The organism is uncultured Chloroflexus sp. (assembly GCF_938091255.1).
Taxonomy (GTDB): Bacteria; Chloroflexota; Chloroflexia; order Chloroflexales; family Chloroflexaceae; genus Chloroflexus.
The window spans coordinates 1-14477 of the sequence record NZ_CALLJH010000009.1; the positions used below are offsets into that span (position 1 = coordinate 1).

General features: G+C 55.2%; 14 protein-coding genes. 11 read left to right on the top strand and 3 right to left on the bottom strand.

What is annotated here, in order from left to right:
* Positions 1 to 681: substrate-binding domain-containing protein (locus Q1A00_RS04625; protein ID WP_298406895.1), on the bottom strand; the 681-nt coding region annotated here is incomplete at its 3' end.
* 651 nt (positions 682 to 1332) lie between these two features.
* On the opposite strand from Q1A00_RS04625, the gene Q1A00_RS04630 reads away from it, so the two are divergent.
* From Q1A00_RS04630 to Q1A00_RS04660, 7 genes are all read left to right on the top strand, one after another.
* Positions 1333 to 2253 carry a carbohydrate ABC transporter permease gene (locus Q1A00_RS04630; RefSeq protein ID WP_298406898.1) on the top strand — a complete coding sequence of 307 codons (921 nt, stop codon included), beginning with the start codon at positions 1333 to 1335 and terminating at the stop codon, positions 2251 to 2253.
* A 90-nt stretch (positions 2254 to 2343) separates the two neighbouring features.
* A complete protein-coding gene (locus tag Q1A00_RS04635; RefSeq protein ID WP_298406901.1) occupies positions 2344 to 3234 on the top strand; it encodes a carbohydrate ABC transporter permease in 891 nt (296 codons plus the stop codon).
* A gap of 109 nt (positions 3235 to 3343) precedes the next feature.
* Entirely contained in the window at positions 3344 to 4690 is a 1347-nt protein-coding gene (locus tag Q1A00_RS04640; RefSeq protein ID WP_298406904.1) for an ABC transporter substrate-binding protein, read from the top strand.
* Between the two features lie 155 nt (positions 4691 to 4845).
* On the top strand, positions 4846 to 5616 hold the full coding sequence (locus Q1A00_RS04645; protein ID WP_298406907.1) for a hypothetical protein: 771 nt from the start codon (positions 4846 to 4848) through the stop codon (positions 5614 to 5616).
* Positions 5617 to 5672: 56 nt separating this feature from the next.
* Positions 5673 to 5906, top strand: a complete 234-nt coding sequence (locus tag Q1A00_RS04650; protein WP_298406910.1) for a DUF2267 domain-containing protein — start codon at positions 5673 to 5675, stop codon at positions 5904 to 5906.
* A 95-nt stretch (positions 5907 to 6001) separates the two neighbouring features.
* Positions 6002 to 6751, top strand: coding sequence for an E3 ubiquitin ligase family protein (locus Q1A00_RS04655; RefSeq protein ID WP_298406912.1), 750 nt, complete (start codon positions 6002 to 6004; stop codon positions 6749 to 6751).
* Positions 6752 to 7298: 547 nt separating this feature from the next.
* Entirely contained in the window at positions 7299 to 7760 is a 462-nt protein-coding gene (locus Q1A00_RS04660) for a hypothetical protein (protein ID WP_299755485.1), read from the top strand.
* On the opposite strand, the gene Q1A00_RS04665 is transcribed toward Q1A00_RS04660, so the two are convergent.
* The gene (locus Q1A00_RS04665) at positions 7745 to 8233 is read right to left on the bottom strand and encodes a hypothetical protein (RefSeq protein WP_299755487.1); all 489 of its coding nucleotides are present in this window, start codon (positions 8231 to 8233) and stop codon (positions 7745 to 7747) included. The two genes, Q1A00_RS04660 and Q1A00_RS04665, sit on opposite strands and share 16 nt — an antisense overlap.
* 198 nt (positions 8234 to 8431) lie before the next feature.
* Between Q1A00_RS04665 and Q1A00_RS04670 the strand changes: the two genes are divergently transcribed.
* The 3 genes from Q1A00_RS04670 to Q1A00_RS04680 all read left to right on the top strand — a co-directional run bounded on the left by Q1A00_RS04670 (position 8432) and on the right by Q1A00_RS04680 (position 11554).
* Positions 8432 to 8662 (top strand): hypothetical protein, encoded by a 231-nt coding sequence (locus tag Q1A00_RS04670; RefSeq protein WP_299755489.1) that lies wholly within the window; start codon positions 8432 to 8434, stop codon positions 8660 to 8662.
* Positions 8663 to 9012: 350 nt separating this feature from the next.
* The gene (locus Q1A00_RS04675) at positions 9013 to 9537 is read left to right on the top strand and encodes a hypothetical protein (protein ID WP_299755491.1); all 525 of its coding nucleotides are present in this window, start codon (positions 9013 to 9015) and stop codon (positions 9535 to 9537) included.
* Between the two features lie 139 nt (positions 9538 to 9676).
* A complete protein-coding gene (locus Q1A00_RS04680) occupies positions 9677 to 11554 on the top strand; it encodes a hypothetical protein (protein ID WP_299755493.1) in 1878 nt (625 codons plus the stop codon).
* A 48-nt stretch (positions 11555 to 11602) separates the two neighbouring features.
* Here the strand turns inward: Q1A00_RS04680 and Q1A00_RS04685 are convergent, their stop codons facing one another.
* Positions 11603 to 13279 carry a M14 family metallopeptidase gene (locus tag Q1A00_RS04685; RefSeq protein WP_298401646.1) on the bottom strand — a complete coding sequence of 559 codons (1677 nt, stop codon included), beginning with the start codon at positions 13277 to 13279 and terminating at the stop codon, positions 11603 to 11605.
* A 234-nt stretch (positions 13280 to 13513) separates the two neighbouring features.
* Between Q1A00_RS04685 and Q1A00_RS04690 the strand changes: the two genes are divergently transcribed.
* Positions 13514 to 14476 (top strand): PP2C family serine/threonine-protein phosphatase, encoded by a 963-nt coding sequence (locus Q1A00_RS04690; RefSeq protein ID WP_298401648.1) that lies wholly within the window; start codon positions 13514 to 13516, stop codon positions 14474 to 14476.
* Position 14477 lies beyond the last annotated feature (1 nt).

Below are 14477 nucleotides of genomic sequence, written 5' to 3' on the forward strand. Positions count from 1 at the left end.
GGTAAGCGTACCGGTACTCTCTGGCCATCCGACTATCCTGCTATTCAGTTGGCGTAGCCACTCTTCTAAACCCGGATCACTGGCTTGATCGACCGTAAGACTTGTTTGTTCATCATGGTACTGCGCTGCTAGCACGATCAAACTCTGTAGCCCACCATTGCTTTTGATTGGTGACGAGATGCCGATCTTGACATTGTTAATCTGATCGGGGAATTGACGCTGCCAGAGTTGCCACGGGTTAGCAATCTCCTTCGTGGCTGGCGCTTCGCGCATAAGGGCGACGAGCGGCGTAAAGGCCAGCGCTTGGGCTGGCTCGCGCAACAGATCGTCTCGCCATTGGCGTAGTTCGGCGAGTTGTAGTTCACTTGCCGGGCTAACCACGGTCGGCTGGTAGCCGTCACGTTCAATGGCGGTAATCAAATCGATCGAGCCGGTCACGCGCATACGCACCTCAACCGCACGACCGCTGATTGTCGGATTAGTGCGGGCAAATCGCTCAAGCGCACTACGCAGCCACGCTTCTTTTTCTGAACTCACTGCAAGCTCAACTCGGATCGGTGGTGCGGCGGTAGGCAAGGGGAGTGGCGACCATCCAATTGGTCCAAAAATAACTGTCACAATGACCAATATCAAGGTGGCTAGGACGTAGATGCCGGCAATGGTGCGTGAGATTATCAGCATATGGGTCTCTCTCCGTGAGATGACAACTACCTCTATCGTACCATTTCATCCGTACTGGCGGAATGTCAATCTGATCGCAAATAGATATACGTGCCATAGCTGTACAAGTTTGGCGAAAAGGCAGCAGGCGGGGATGATCCGTGCGTGAGCCACACTGGTGGTCTGACCATTGGATTCCAACCGTCGCGTCGCATGGCGGTGCGGCTCGCTTGATCCGCGCTGACGGGCCGGCACGGTCGGGACCCATCTCTGGATGTGTGTCTAGATCGCCGTTCTGCGCTGCTGTGTGCCATTGCTCCCACCCTCCTACGCCTCGAGGACTCCTGAGCAGAGGAGGTGTAGACGGAGTGGGAAGTTCCAACAAAGGTTGACAGATCGTGCGCGAAACCCTCCTTTCAACTCTCCTCTGGGGGGCAACGTTGCTTGAGATGCGGAATCAATGCCGCCCTCCACTGACCCCTCTCCCCGCAGGGGAAGGGCCGAGGGTGAGGGAGTGGCGCGCACAACCCTGTGTCGCTACACAAAGCATTCCTCCGTTTAATGGTGGCATGATGAAACGTTAATACCTTCTTAATATATCAATGATGATTGATTAACCTAAACACACTACCATTGTCTAGCTATCGAAATAAAACTGTATTGCGAGTTGCTATGGCCACGTATTCGCCTCATCAAGAGCGCCATCCAAATATGTTACGGCGCGAACATCGCGAATGGTTACTCTTCGTCTTATTCATCGGCCCCAACTTATTCTTGTTTAGCGTATTCACCTACTGGCCATTACTCTACAACGTCTATCTCAGCATGGTGCGCTGGGATTTTTTGCGTCCCACGATGCCGTTTGTTGGCTTGCAAAACTACATTGCTGCGTTCAGCGACCCCCGTTTCTGGAACATTATCTGGCAGACTGCTACCTTTACCATCTGGTCAGTGGGACTGACGCTGGTGTTAGGACTGTTGTTAGCACTGCTGCTGAATCAGCGGTTGTTATACCGGAATACTGCGCGGGCAGTCGTATTCGCACCGGTAGTGATGTCAGGCGCAGTGGTGGCGGTGGTCTGGAGCTATATCTTCGATCCGCGCTACGGGCTGATCGATCAACTGCTTAGTTTCGTCGGTCTCAGATCACCTAACTGGTTAGTTGATCCTTTCTGGGCAATGCCGGCGGTGATCATCGTCTACGTCTGGAAGAATATTGGCTACGCGGTCGTCATTTACCTTGCTGGTCTGCAGAATATTCCCCGTGAGTTGTACGATGCGGCGCGGGTTGATGGCGCTGGCGCGTGGGAACGGTTTTGGCATGTGACGTTGCCCGGTCTCTCTCCAATTGCCTTCTTTTTGTCGGTGACCAGTATTCTGAGTTGTTTTCAAGCCTTCGACCTGATCCGTGTTCTTACCAACGGCGGCCCGGCTGATGTAACGACCACGCTGGTGTTCCATCTCTACGAGTTGGGTTTTGTCTCGTATGACGCCGGTAAGGCGGGCGTGGTGGCAGTAGTGCTATTCCTGATCATGCTGGCGCTGACGATTGTACAGATTCGGTATGTCGAGCGACAAGTGACGTATGGATGATGGGGGCTGGGTGAAGAGGTGATAAGGCCGTGAAAGAGGCTACGGATTAGCTCGACTGTAACAGTAAAGTTTCGGAGACTGGGTTTGGATATGGCTGTGACGAATGAAATCGAACAAGTGAGTAAACCGGTCATCGCTCTCCGTCGGCGCATGCCATTCTCGGTACTAGCATGGCGAGTTGCCGGTTATGCAGCAATGTTGATTATCGTGCTCATTATCGGCTTGCCAGTGTACTGGACGGTCACAGCCGCATTTAAGGAGACGCGCGAGATCTACTCGTTACCGGTCACGTGGTGGCCAGCTAAACCGACGCTGGCCAATTTTCCGGCGGCGTGGCAGGCGGCTCCGTTTGGTCGGTACTATCTGAATAGTTTTATCACGACCTTTTTTGGCGCTGCGGCTGAAGTGACACTGGCTCTTTTCTCAGCTTACGCGTTAGCCTATTTGCGCTTCCCACGCAAAGATTTAGTCTTTCTCTTACTGTTGGCAGCGCTAATGGTGCCGGTGGAGATCACGATTGTGCCCAATTACCTCACTGTTGCCCGTCTCGGCTGGATCAATACCTACCAAGGCATTATTGTGCCGGGGGCGGCGATTGCCTATGGCACCTTTCTGCTCCGCCAAGCATTTCTAGCCGTGCCCCGCGAGATTCTCGAAGCGGCGCGGGTTGATGGCGCCGGTCACTTCCGCATTCTGTTTAGCGTTGTCGCGCCGATTGCCAAGCCGGCGATTGTAACGATGGCACTGTTGTCGGTGGTGAGCAAGTGGAACGACTTTCTCTGGCCGCTGATTGTCACCAACACTACAGATATGCGCACGCTGCCGATTGGCGTCTTCTGGCTGCGCAACAGTGAGGGTTTGGCCAATTGGGGTGTCGTAATGGCCGGTTCGCTGTTCCTGATCGTGCCGGTGTTGATCGGCTTCCTGCTCGCGCAGCGGGCCATCGTTGAGGGGATGACTGCCGGTGCGGTAAAGGGGTAGGGTATTGTTGGTAGTGCTCTCATATCGCGCATGACGGCATTGGGCCGTATGCATATAGATAAACAGGTGTCGTTCGATTGTTGGTTCGTAGGGTGACAAAGGAGCGAGTATGAAGCAGACGTTTACGCGGCGCGAGTTGTTGCGCCTGATGATGGCAGGCGGCGGAGCGGCGGTCTTGGCGGCGTGTGGCGGTCAGAGCGGTCAGCCCGCAACTCAGGCGACTCAAGCGCCGGCAGTGGTTAGCCAGCCCGGCTCGAAGGTCAAGATTACGTACTGGGGGTCGTTCAGTGGTAATCTGGGTGAAGCCGAGCAGGCGATGGTGAAGTCGTTTAACGAGTCGCAGAACGAAGTTGAGGTCGAGTATCAGTTCCAAGGCAGCTACGAAGAGACGGCGCAGAAATTCACCGCAGCGTTGCAAGCTAATACAACGCCTGATGTGATTCTGCTCTCGGATGTGTGGTGGTTCGGGTTTTATCTGGCTGGGGCAATCGCTGCACTCGACGATCTGGCCAAGCAGGTGAACCTTGATTTCAATGACTATGAGCCGGTGTTGCTGAATGAAGGCGTGCGGAAAGGGGTTCATTACTGGATACCATTTGCGCGCAGTACGCCGCTCTTCTACTACAACAAGAACATCTGGGCCGAGGCGGGTTTGCCTGATCGGGCACCAGAGACGTGGGCTGAGTTTACGGAGTGGGCGCCGAAGTTGGTGAAGAGTGATGGCAGCCGCGCCGCATTTGGTCACCCCAACGGTGCTAGCTACATTGCGTGGCTGTTCCAAGGTGTGGTCTGGCAGTTTGGCGGGCAGTACTCACTGCCCGATTTCACGATGACCATGACCGATCCTAACACGTTGCGAGCGGCGCAATTCTATCAGGATACAGTGGTGAAGAATAAGTGGGCAATCCTTAGCCCCAATCTCAATCAAGACTTTCTCGGTGGTGCTATCGCCTCAATGATGGCTTCAACCGGTGCCTTGGCCGGTATTCAGGCGAATGCTACCTTCCCAGTCGGTGTTGGCTTTCTGCCCAAAGAGACGAACTTTGGGTGCCCAACCGGTGGGGCAGGCTTGGCGGTGGTTAGTCGGGCGCCAGCCGAGAAGCAACTAGCAGCGATGAAATATATTGCATTTGCCACTAGTACGACCAATGCGGGAGTGTGGGCGCGCAGCACGGGGTATATGCCGGTACGGATTAGTACGAAGCAGACGACAGAGATGGTGGAGTTCTTTAACAAGAACCCCAACTTCAAGACCGCCGTCGATCAATTGCCTAAGACGCGGGCGCAAGATGCGGCGCGTGTCTTCGTGCGTAACGGTGACCAGATTATCGGCAAAGGACTTGAGCGGATTATCGTTAACGGTGAAGCACCAAGTTCGGTATTTGCAGCCGTGAACGATGAGCTGACGCAGGGGGCGAAGCCGATCCTCGAAGACCTGAAGGCTCGTGAGGGCTAATGACTCATGAGTAGACGCAGAGACGCAACGGAAATCCTTGATCTACTTACTTTGCACCACCCCGTTGCGTCTTTGTGTCCTTCGCGTCTTAGAATGTTCCCTTTTCGTCCTCTTATGCTTCGCACCATGGCGTTACGTAGAATGATTTGGTCACTATGTTGACCATCGCCAACCCAAAAATCGCCGGTTTTGTGCCGCGTTGGGCGACGTATCGGGGGCTAACTGTCCTCTTTGATAATGTCGGGTTGCGTCGCGATGGGCCATGGTTGCGACTCGAGTGCGCTCTCGATGCCATCCCCGAATATACCTTGTACCGCGGTTTGCGTGCTGCAATGTGTACGCTCAATACCGATCTGCTTTTGCGTCGGTATCTGTTTTGCGCGCTGCCGCCATCTACCTATCACGTCACCCTGTGGGATGGCCCAAACGATGGAAATGTTGAACAGGCATTGCCGAATGCGCGTCAGCGTATCGCCGATCTCTTGCTTGATATTCCCGGTGCGCTTAGTCACGGCAATCTGATCAGCGGTACCATTGCCGGCTCGCCACTGATCCGTCGGCGTGGGTGGCAAGTTGGTTTTACGGTAAGTCGCTTGGTTATTGTGCAGCACGCTGCATTAGTAGCGTTACTGGAGCCAACGCCAACCACAAACGAAGCCTTCTCGTTGCTCGTTGAGTTACGCAGCGGGTGGAATGCAACTTTTCGTAACCGATTTGGTATTGCCGCCTACGAGCCATACGCGCCGCACGTGACGCTCGGCTATTTCGCCGATCCGGCGCTGGCTGCTGAAGCTGAAGCCGAACTACCGACTTGGGAAGAGTTGGTCTTGCGCCATACCGCTGGCACAAGTATCACCTTTAGCAGTGCCAGTTTGTACGGGATGCTTGATATGGTGACCTTCTTTCGCACCGCGCGGTCGTCTTGACGCGAGATGATATACTGAAGCTATTCGCTGGTTGCTGCTGGAAAGGAGCGGGGAGTATGAGTTCGGGTAAAACGCTCGTGGAGCTTATTCGTGAAAAGACGGGGGTCAGCGCTGAACAAGCGCAACAGGCGGTTGATGTGGTGGTTGGCTTTTTGAAGGATAAATTGCCTGAACCGATCGCAACCCAGATTGATCAGGTACTGAAGGGCGATATTGGTGCCCTTTCCGAGCAAATTGATGCAGCGAAGACGTTGCTCGGCGGGTTGTTGGGCGGTAAGAAGGATAGCTAAGCCGAGGCATTGCGCGGGCAGAGTATTACTCTGCCCGTGCTTTTTTTCTTTGGGATCATCACCAATCGCATATTGCACATCTCTGTGGAGGCACCATGGTTATCGGCGGCGTTCTGTTGCTGGTGCTGGCCGTGATTTTTTTCTCTGTCGCCCGTGCCAATGCCAACAAACTTCACACCCTCAACGCGGTAGACAGCTACGATACCGCGACGCTGGCGGCCATTCATCAGCGCATTACCGCTGCACTGGGCGCGAGCGGCTTTGCCCAACCCTGCGAAATTGAAGGGGTGATCGAGTGCGCAGCGCCGCTGGTCGGCCTTGTTTCAGGGCAACCCTTGGTTGCGTACACCTACACCGTTAATCGCGAGTACGAAGAACGGGTGACGACGACGACGAATGGCAAGCCAGAGACGCGGGTTGAGCGGCGCAGTGAGCAGATCGAGCAGAATGAACGCCGCGTGCCGTTTATGGTGCGCGATGAGCGTGGTCACGTGCAGGTGCTGCCCGATGGGGCGACGCTGGAGTTGATCGACACCGGCAACCGGTTTGTCGAGATGTCGCAGCCGTGGACGGGCGCAACCCGCACGTTGGGCCGGCGCGAATACGAGCGTGGGTTGGAAGTGGGCGCTCGCGTGTTTGTGCTCGGCACGGCGATCGATCAGGGGGGCCGGGTAGCGATTGCTCGTCATCCTGCGAAGAGCAAACAAGCTTTTCTAGTAAGCCGGAAGAGTGAACAAGAACTGGCCGCGTCGGCGGCAACGTGGGCGCGCATTATGCATGGTGCGGCCATTGCCAGTGGCCTGATCGGGTTCGTCTTGGTGGTATGGGGTATGTTGGCGAAGTAGAGACTGGGTGGGACGGTGGTGCGTGCAAGGCTTGCGGGTCCTGAATCGTTGCGTAAGACTTGTGATGCTAATATCGTGATTTCCGCGCTCGCTTATCGTGTGTTGATAATGCTGGCAGAGCGCAATATCGCTGATGCTCTGCGGTGGATGCATTAAAGACCGTATAGCCTGCGTACTGGTTCGCGCACCACACTGTCTATAGGTAATAGAGCGGGGTGCTACCCTTACGGGTAGTGCCTCGCTTTTTTAATACACGTTTAAAAATGAGAAAACATGGTTTATATAGTTGATTTTGTGTTAATATTGACAATAATATGGTTAGGCGAAGATGTTAGATAGACGAAAGATTTATCGTCTTAGCTTTTCATCCATAAATGCAAGAAAAAGTTGTCCAATAGTCTCTTCTCCAATCCATCCACAGGGAGGTGCATGATGCGAGGCACTCGGCATCTGTTCGCCATTCTCACTGCATGGGCTATCGCACTGGCGAAGGTGCTACCGGCTGCATCGCTGCAAGCCGCTGCGGTTGACACTGACGTGTTTCACTATGCCGGTAGGACACGACGTGAGATCAATCCTGCATCACATTCCAATTCACTGGCGCAATCTTGGGGCAAGGCCGGATGAAGCTATCAAGGGGGTTTCTTCTAACGTCAGCAGCTTGGCTGTAGATGCAAATGGTCGGGTATATGTGGGTGGAGTGTTTAACGATGTTGCCGGAATCAGTGCGGCTGACTACATTGCCCTGTGGGATCCAGTTTCTAACCAATGGAGTGCCCTTGGCAATACTTCAGCCCTCAATGGCGCGGTTTTGAGTATCGCGATTGCGCTGAATGGTCTGGTATGTGTGGGAGGTGCTTTCACCGATGCGGCAGGCATTCCGGCAGCTGATTATGTAGCGGTGTGGGATCCGGTTGCGCAAACGTGGGGCGCTTTGGGCAGCAACGGCAATGGTGATGGTGTTATTGCAACAGAGTTGTTTAATAACTCACGTTACGCAGCCAGTTGAACGGGATTGGGTTCCCGCAACTTGGCTTGAGCGGCATGAATGGCATGGAGATACCGGTTGGACTTGAGTGCAAAGTGATTGAGTTTGGTGTTGCCTTTGCGTCGTTCGAGGTTGATGGATCCACCCAAGGCCGCAAAGCAATGGTTGGTCGGTGTCGTCACGGTGTGCGTGGGCGACTTTCCCAGTGAACCGTTCGGTTTAAGTGACTTGTGAAAGGATTCCACGTTCCATCGTTTTTGATCGATCCCGTTCCCGTCCAAGGTGGTATCGCTGGTGACCAGATCGTGGATGCCGGTCGAACCATCGTCGTTTGTGAAGACTTGTTTGATGAGCAGGAGCGGAAACCCTACGCCTTCCAGATAGATTGTGACAGGTTGCATCGGTTCCAGTTCCAGCGTGTCCACTCGCCGGTACCGTCCCTGCTGCTTGGCTTCCGCACGCAGCGCCACGTTGCGGTTGCCGTTGAGCGGCATCACGAACTCCTGCTTGAGGGTGAAGTTGCCAACATGCATGGTCTCGGCGGAAGCAAACTAGATGTCATTGAGCATCTATCTGAACGGAATCCGGTTTTTTACGGCTAGTGCCAGTAGGTCACGGGATATTTCGTTCTTGGTTGTGTCTGCGCAACGCTTTTCTTTCCCATCCTTAGGGTCAAGGGAGCAGTTGGGTTGGTGAACCGGTTCGAATCCGACGGGCAGCGAGATACCTCGGCTGTGATCCAAGCACGTGACAACGGTGATGCCGTTGACGTGGCGTTGTTTGGAATGATCATAGTGCTAACAGACAATCTTATTTTCATCGGTATACGGCTTCTCGACAATACTGTCGTCCACGATCATGACGCCTTCTTCGCTTTCCCTCTCACGAACGTGCGGCTTGACAACCCGCTACAAATCGGCTGATGTTTGTGCTTCGCTCGTCAGAAAGCGTTGGACGTGATCATGACTGACTTCTCCGTTCAAGAGAGAAGACAAGCCAGTCGCGGTAGTTTGCCCGAAGGCGCTCATCAGATAATCGCTGTACAGGTCAAGGAGTTTACTGTTTTTCATGCTTCAAGTTTACTCAAAACTGCGTAAGGTGAGTACCTAACCAAAGATCGTGATGTATACACTATTAGACATTCTGGTAATACTGTGGTAATGGGGTGAGGTAAAATGAAAACTATCGGTGTGTTTTTTTCAGGGCGAGTAGTAGCGTTAAACCAAACGGTGTTCGCTGCGGTCTTTTGTAACAAGCTTGTGGAGGTGAAACTATGGATCCGGTACTTACTGTGTTTCTAAAGACAGATACTACACCTGATCAGATAGAGCAAGCGCTCTATCCACTTAAGGATCAATTGTCTATTAATGATAAAGAAAAAATGGATCTGGGTTTTAGCTTGTTTTTGATGGTTATCGATGTTGACGAGCTTAACTATGACCAATTCGATAGTCTTAGACCTCTTCAAGCAACTCTGGCCAAATTCATAAAAGACAAAGCTGTAGTTGCAATGGCAGCTTATGCTGCGTTCGTGTTGATGCATGAGGAAGCTTTAGAGAAGGAACTCACTGAATTGCCTGTCAGCCCTGTTCTCGAACCATTCCGTGACTTCTTCCGCTCAAGCACTGTTCATCACTTACGTAACGCTATCAGAACTGGCTCGTTTCGGATTATTGGGAATGAGCTTCTGTTTAAAGATGGTGACTGGTCTGTTTCTATGGAGATCAACCAGTTTTTAAGATTGTGCAATCGCATCCGCCGATTTTACGAAAGAGTATGGAAATTAACGGTTTCATAGTAGTGCGCGATCTTATCCACTGATCCTACGGGGAGTGTAGGGTTATATTGACGTACCTCCACGCGGCTATGAGTGCATAGCCGCATCGCTGTGCGTCAGCAGTTGCCGGCTACTGTACATGATCACAGGAGTCATCACCATGCCAACCTTCTTTCGTTATGTCACACTGCTCACCATTTTGACGCTGGTATTGGCCGGCGCGGTTGTCGCGACGCCGGCTGCGATGCCGGTCGCTGCCGCCATGCTGCCGGTGGCGCCGTTACTGACTGCTGATGGCACGCTGCGCACCGATGGCCTCGCCGCCGGCGCGCTTGACCTCAGGGGGTGGGATGTGAACCTTGACCCGACCCGCGGGCCACTGTTCCGTCCGGCGACGCAGGCGAGCTCGGCGGAGTGGGAGCATTTGGGGCAGCGGACGATAGCGGCGATTTCATCGGTTGTGACGTCGATTGTCTTTGACGGGAATGGCAATCTCTATATCGGCGGCACGTTTCAGAATGCAGCCGGCATTCCTGCCGCTGACTATCTGGTGATGTGGAATCCGGTGACGCAGCAATGGTCGGCGCTGGGCAGTGATAGCGCCTTGAACGGCTATGTTGAAGCGCTTTACATTGATGAGAATGGTCACTTGTATGTAGGGGGCCGGTTTACAAATGCAGCCGGTATCGCCGAAGCTGATTATATTGCACGTTGGGATGGAACCAACTGGTCGGCGTTGGGCAGTAGTAGCGCTTTGAACGATTATGTTGGAGAGCTTTACATTGATGAGAATGGTCACTTGTATGTAGGGGGGGGGTTTACAAATGCAGCCGGTATCGCCGAAGCTGATTATATCGCACGTTGGGATGGAACCAACTGGTCGGCGCTGGGCAGCAATGGCAGCGGCGATGGCGCGCTCAATGGCGCGGTGAATGCAATTGTGGCGCAGGGAAGCTATCTGTACATTGGCGGCAATTTTACGGATGCAGCCGGTATCGCCGAAGCTGATCATATCGCACGTTGGGATGGAACCAACTGGTCGGCGCTGGGCAGCAATGGCAGCGGCGATGGCGCAGTGGTCTCTTTTGTGCATACGGTGCTCGCTACCGCTGATAAAGTCTACGTGGGCGGAATGTTTACTGATGTTGCCGGAATCAATACCGCTGATTATGTGGCGGTGTGGGACCCGGCGACGGGGCAATGGAGCGCGCTGGGCAGCAATGGCAGTGGCGATGGCGCCTTGAACGCGCCGGTCAATAAGTTGGCCCTTTTTAGCGGTAATCTCTACGTGGGCGGTAATTTCACGGATGCTGCCGGGCAAGTGGCGGCGGATTATCTGGCGGTGTGGGATGGCAGTAACTGGACGGCGCTGGGCAATGATGCCGTTTTTAATGCTCTCATTCTGGAAGTAGTTATTGATCAAAGCGGCAATCTCTACGTGGGCGGTAATTTCAGTACCGTTGTCGGACAGCCGCTGGCACAATATGTCGCCGTATGGCGGGGATCGAGCTGGGCAGCGCTGGGTGGCGCTAGCTCGTCTGCGCTGGATTGGGGTGTCTCCGCACTGGCTGTTGCTCCCGATGGCGAAGTGTATGTGGGCGGCGGGTTTACCAATGCCGGCGGTAATGCGGCGGCTGATTATGTGGCGGTGTGGAACCCGGCGACGGGGCAGTGGAGCGCGCTGGGCAGCAATGGCAGCGGCGATGGCGCGGTGAATAGTGGTGTCTCCGCACTGGTTGTTGCTCCCGATGGCAAGGTGTATGTGGGCGGCTGGTTTACCAATGCCGGCGGTAATGCGGCGGCTGATTATGTGGCGGTGTGGAACCCGGCGACGGGGCAGTGGAGCGGGCTGGGCAGCAATGGCAGCGGCGATGGCGCGCTGAATGATAGTGTCCTCGCACTGGCTGTTGCTCCCGATGGCGAGGTGTATGTAGGCGGCGGATTTACCAATGCCGGTAACAATCCGCTGGCCAGTTATGTGGCCTCATATCGGATTGCAAGTGTGTTCCGGGTGTTTGTGCCGGCAATCAACCGGTAACTGATGAACCAGCGGCGCGGTACTCGGCCGCGCCGCTGTCCTATGCACTTACGACCCCACAATTACGGTTGTCCGCGCAACACCGGCCCGCTGCGAACGAGCAGTGACGGTGATGCTGCTCCCCGCTGGGGCGCGGATCGTCCACGTTAGGCGTCGCAGGTGATCGGTGGGGAAACTACCTCCCCACAAGACACGCTTGTTCGCCCGCCCTTCGAGCTGACCGATTTCTTGCCGTTGTTCGCCGCTGATAATCGCGCCACCCTCCGGTAGGCTCACTTCGACCTCGATCGGTTGCACAGCTTTGACTTCTTGCGCTTTTCGGCTGCCATACGTTGGTAGGTAGCCGCTGTTGGCGACCACTGCTTGCAAGCGATAGAGGTCGTCGCCGAGCGGTTCGGCCTGCACGTGGCGTAGCTCGAGGCGCGGCCCGGTTTGAGCAAGGGCCAACACGAAGCGCGTGTTCGGTTCGAGGGTGCGCAGCAAGAACTTCTCTGGCGGGTTGCCAAAGGTGCGTCGTTCGATCCAACCTCCAATCTCGACTGGCCCGAGTTGAGGGTGCTCAAAGGGCCGCCAGTTGACAAAGCCGGTCCCACCGAGTTGCTCGTCGTTCCAGCGCAGTAGTTTCAGATCGTCCTCTTCGGGATGGTCGCGGAACCACTCAATAAAGTCGCGCTCTTTGATGCCCGCCTCGCCGATCATGTCCCACAATTCTACCGTAAAGGCGTAGATACCGAGCTGTTCGTAGGCCCAGTCGTCAAATGCGCCGCGCATGACCTCACGCGGGTGGTAACGGAAGCCGTGATAGACTGAAACATACTTATAGCCAGTGATCTCCTCGCCGCGCCGGCCTAGCTCTTTGTAGGTCCAAAGATCGTCAATCGGCATCTGATCGTCAGGTTTATCAGAGTAGGGCCGCAAAATAGCACCCGAATAGGTATGGTACGAGATGGCGGTACTGACATTGAGGTGCGACGTGAGAAACTCGACCGCTGCTCGAATCTCTGGTTCGGAGGTTGGGTAGGGGCCGGCGCCGCGCTGTACTCCCTCCGGCGCCCAGATGTACGGAAAGTTGCGGTTGAAGTCAAGCCCTTGAGTTGGCGGGGCAATCTTGACTTCGTAGCCGTTGTAGTTGCGAATATACCCCTCGGTGTAAACCCGGTAGTACGTACCACCACGCTCATCAGGCGCGCGCGGACGCAGCAGGCGCGGATCGCGCTCGCTTACTTTCCAGCCGCCGTCAGGGTCAACTATGCGCATTTGCAAGATCAAGCCGTCGCCGTCGATGTCGGCAGGGTACAACCCGTCACGATCGTCGGTGAAAGGATAGCGGCGGGTACCTGACCGCACATAGACCGGTGAAGTCAGCGCTTGTTCCATGCCGTCGGGATTGAGGCAGGGTACAATGTAGAGCGCGCGCTCGTCGAGCAGCACGGTAAGGTTGGGATCGCGTCCGTATTGCTCCAACGCGGTCTGGATGACGTGCAACGCTCCCATACAGCCGGTGACTTCGGTCGCGTGGATGTTGGCATCAAGCCAGAATGCTGGCTTCTCGTGATCGGGGCCGGTAGCTTGATTGGTGAGGATCATTAACCAGATTGGACGGCCTTCATAGCTCGTACCAATGCTGCGCAGCGCACAGAGCTGCGGGTATGCTTCGGCCCATGCTTTCAATGCGGCTTCGACTTCGTGTGGGCGGTAGTAGCGGGTGAAATCGATCGTTGGCATCGCACAAATCCTTGCTTAATCAAGCATTCGGTCTTGTAATGGTACCATAAATTCTTACACCGATCCACCGAGGGTGTAGAGGGGGTAGGTGTTGGGTGGCCTGCCGGGCGTCTCCAACGCCGGGCGCTCGGTTGGGCGCCCCTCCAACGTTCATCTGCTTTGCGCCTCTGCGTCTTACAGGTTCGCGTTATGGTATACTGCTGACAATTCGACAAACAGGCAACAGGATCGCCTATGCGCGTGCGGTACAGTGCCCGGACAGATACCGGCAAGCGGCGCGAGATTAATCAGGATGCGTATGGCAGCGCGGAGGTGGGGCAGGGAACGCTGCTTGTCGTTTGTGATGGAATGGGTGGACACCTAGCTGGCGAAGTCGCGAGCAAGCTGGCGGTCGAGACGATCATCACTACCTTCCAACCCGGCGATGATCCAGCGGCAGGCTTGCGTCACGCCTTTGTTACCGCTAACCAGCGCGTGTACGACGAAGGGCGTGGCAGTATGGGCACCACCGCTGTCGCTGCCTTCTTTTGGCACAATACGCTCTATGTAGCTAACGTCGGCGACAGCCGGGCCTACCTCGTGCGTGAAGGCCAGATCCGTCAAATTACCCAAGATCACTCATTGATCGGCGATCAGGTAGCTGCTGGCCTTCTGACCGCTGAAGAGGCTCGTGCTTCCACCATCCGCAACATTATCACCCGCGCCATCGGCCATCTGGGGCACGTTGAGGTCGATCTCTTCCGTGAGCCGCTCTTGCCCGGCGATACCATTGTGCTCTCAACCGATGGGATGCATGGCTTACTGACCGATGACGAAATCGCCGCGATCGCCAGCATGCATCCGCTCGATGTGGCGACGCGCCGGTTGGTAGATGAAGCGAATGCGCGCGGCGGGCCGGATAATATTACCGTGGTGATCGCGCAGGTTGATGGCCTCGACCCAACTGTCAGAGAGAGCGCTCCTGTCGCAGTCGCGGCCTCACCAGCGCCAACCGTGGCTGCGCCGCCGGCAGCCAAGCCGCTGTCACGGGTTGGTCTGACCCTGTCGATCCTTATGCTCGTAATGTTAATTGGCTTGAGCTTGTTTGTTACGCTGACCGATCGGCGTACCCCGCCGCCGTTGTTGAGTTCGCCGACGATTGTGGTGACCGCAACGGTGGTGAATACGGCGACGCCATTGCCAACGAGTACGCCATGAC

What these genes read in the sequence shown, in the direction of transcription:
- Q1A00_RS04645 (WP_298406907.1), top strand. Translation starts at nt 4,846, where the DNA reads ATGTTGACCATCGCCAACCCAAAAATCGCCGGTTTTGTGCCGCGTTGG.
- Q1A00_RS04685 (WP_298401646.1), bottom strand. Translation starts at nt 13,279, where the DNA reads ATGCCAACGATCGATTTCACCCGCTACTACCGCCCACACGAAGTCGAA.
- Q1A00_RS04680 (WP_299755493.1), top strand. Translation starts at nt 9,677, where the DNA reads ATGCCAACCTTCTTTCGTTATGTCACACTGCTCACCATTTTGACGCTG.
- Q1A00_RS04665 (WP_299755487.1), bottom strand. Translation starts at nt 8,233, where the DNA reads ATGCCGCTCAACGGCAACCGCAACGTGGCGCTGCGTGCGGAAGCCAAG.
- Q1A00_RS04675 (WP_299755491.1), top strand. Translation starts at nt 9,013, where the DNA reads ATGGATCCGGTACTTACTGTGTTTCTAAAGACAGATACTACACCTGAT.
- Q1A00_RS04635 (WP_298406901.1), top strand. Translation starts at nt 2,344, where the DNA reads ATGGCTGTGACGAATGAAATCGAACAAGTGAGTAAACCGGTCATCGCT.
- Q1A00_RS04650 (WP_298406910.1), top strand. Translation starts at nt 5,673, where the DNA reads ATGAGTTCGGGTAAAACGCTCGTGGAGCTTATTCGTGAAAAGACGGGG.
- Q1A00_RS04655 (WP_298406912.1), top strand. Translation starts at nt 6,002, where the DNA reads ATGGTTATCGGCGGCGTTCTGTTGCTGGTGCTGGCCGTGATTTTTTTC.
- Q1A00_RS04640 (WP_298406904.1), top strand. Translation starts at nt 3,344, where the DNA reads ATGAAGCAGACGTTTACGCGGCGCGAGTTGTTGCGCCTGATGATGGCA.
- Q1A00_RS04660 (WP_299755485.1), top strand. Translation starts at nt 7,299, where the DNA reads ATGCCGGTAGGACACGACGTGAGATCAATCCTGCATCACATTCCAATT.
- Q1A00_RS04690 (WP_298401648.1), top strand. Translation starts at nt 13,514, where the DNA reads ATGCGCGTGCGGTACAGTGCCCGGACAGATACCGGCAAGCGGCGCGAG.
- Q1A00_RS04630 (WP_298406898.1), top strand. Translation starts at nt 1,333, where the DNA reads ATGGCCACGTATTCGCCTCATCAAGAGCGCCATCCAAATATGTTACGG.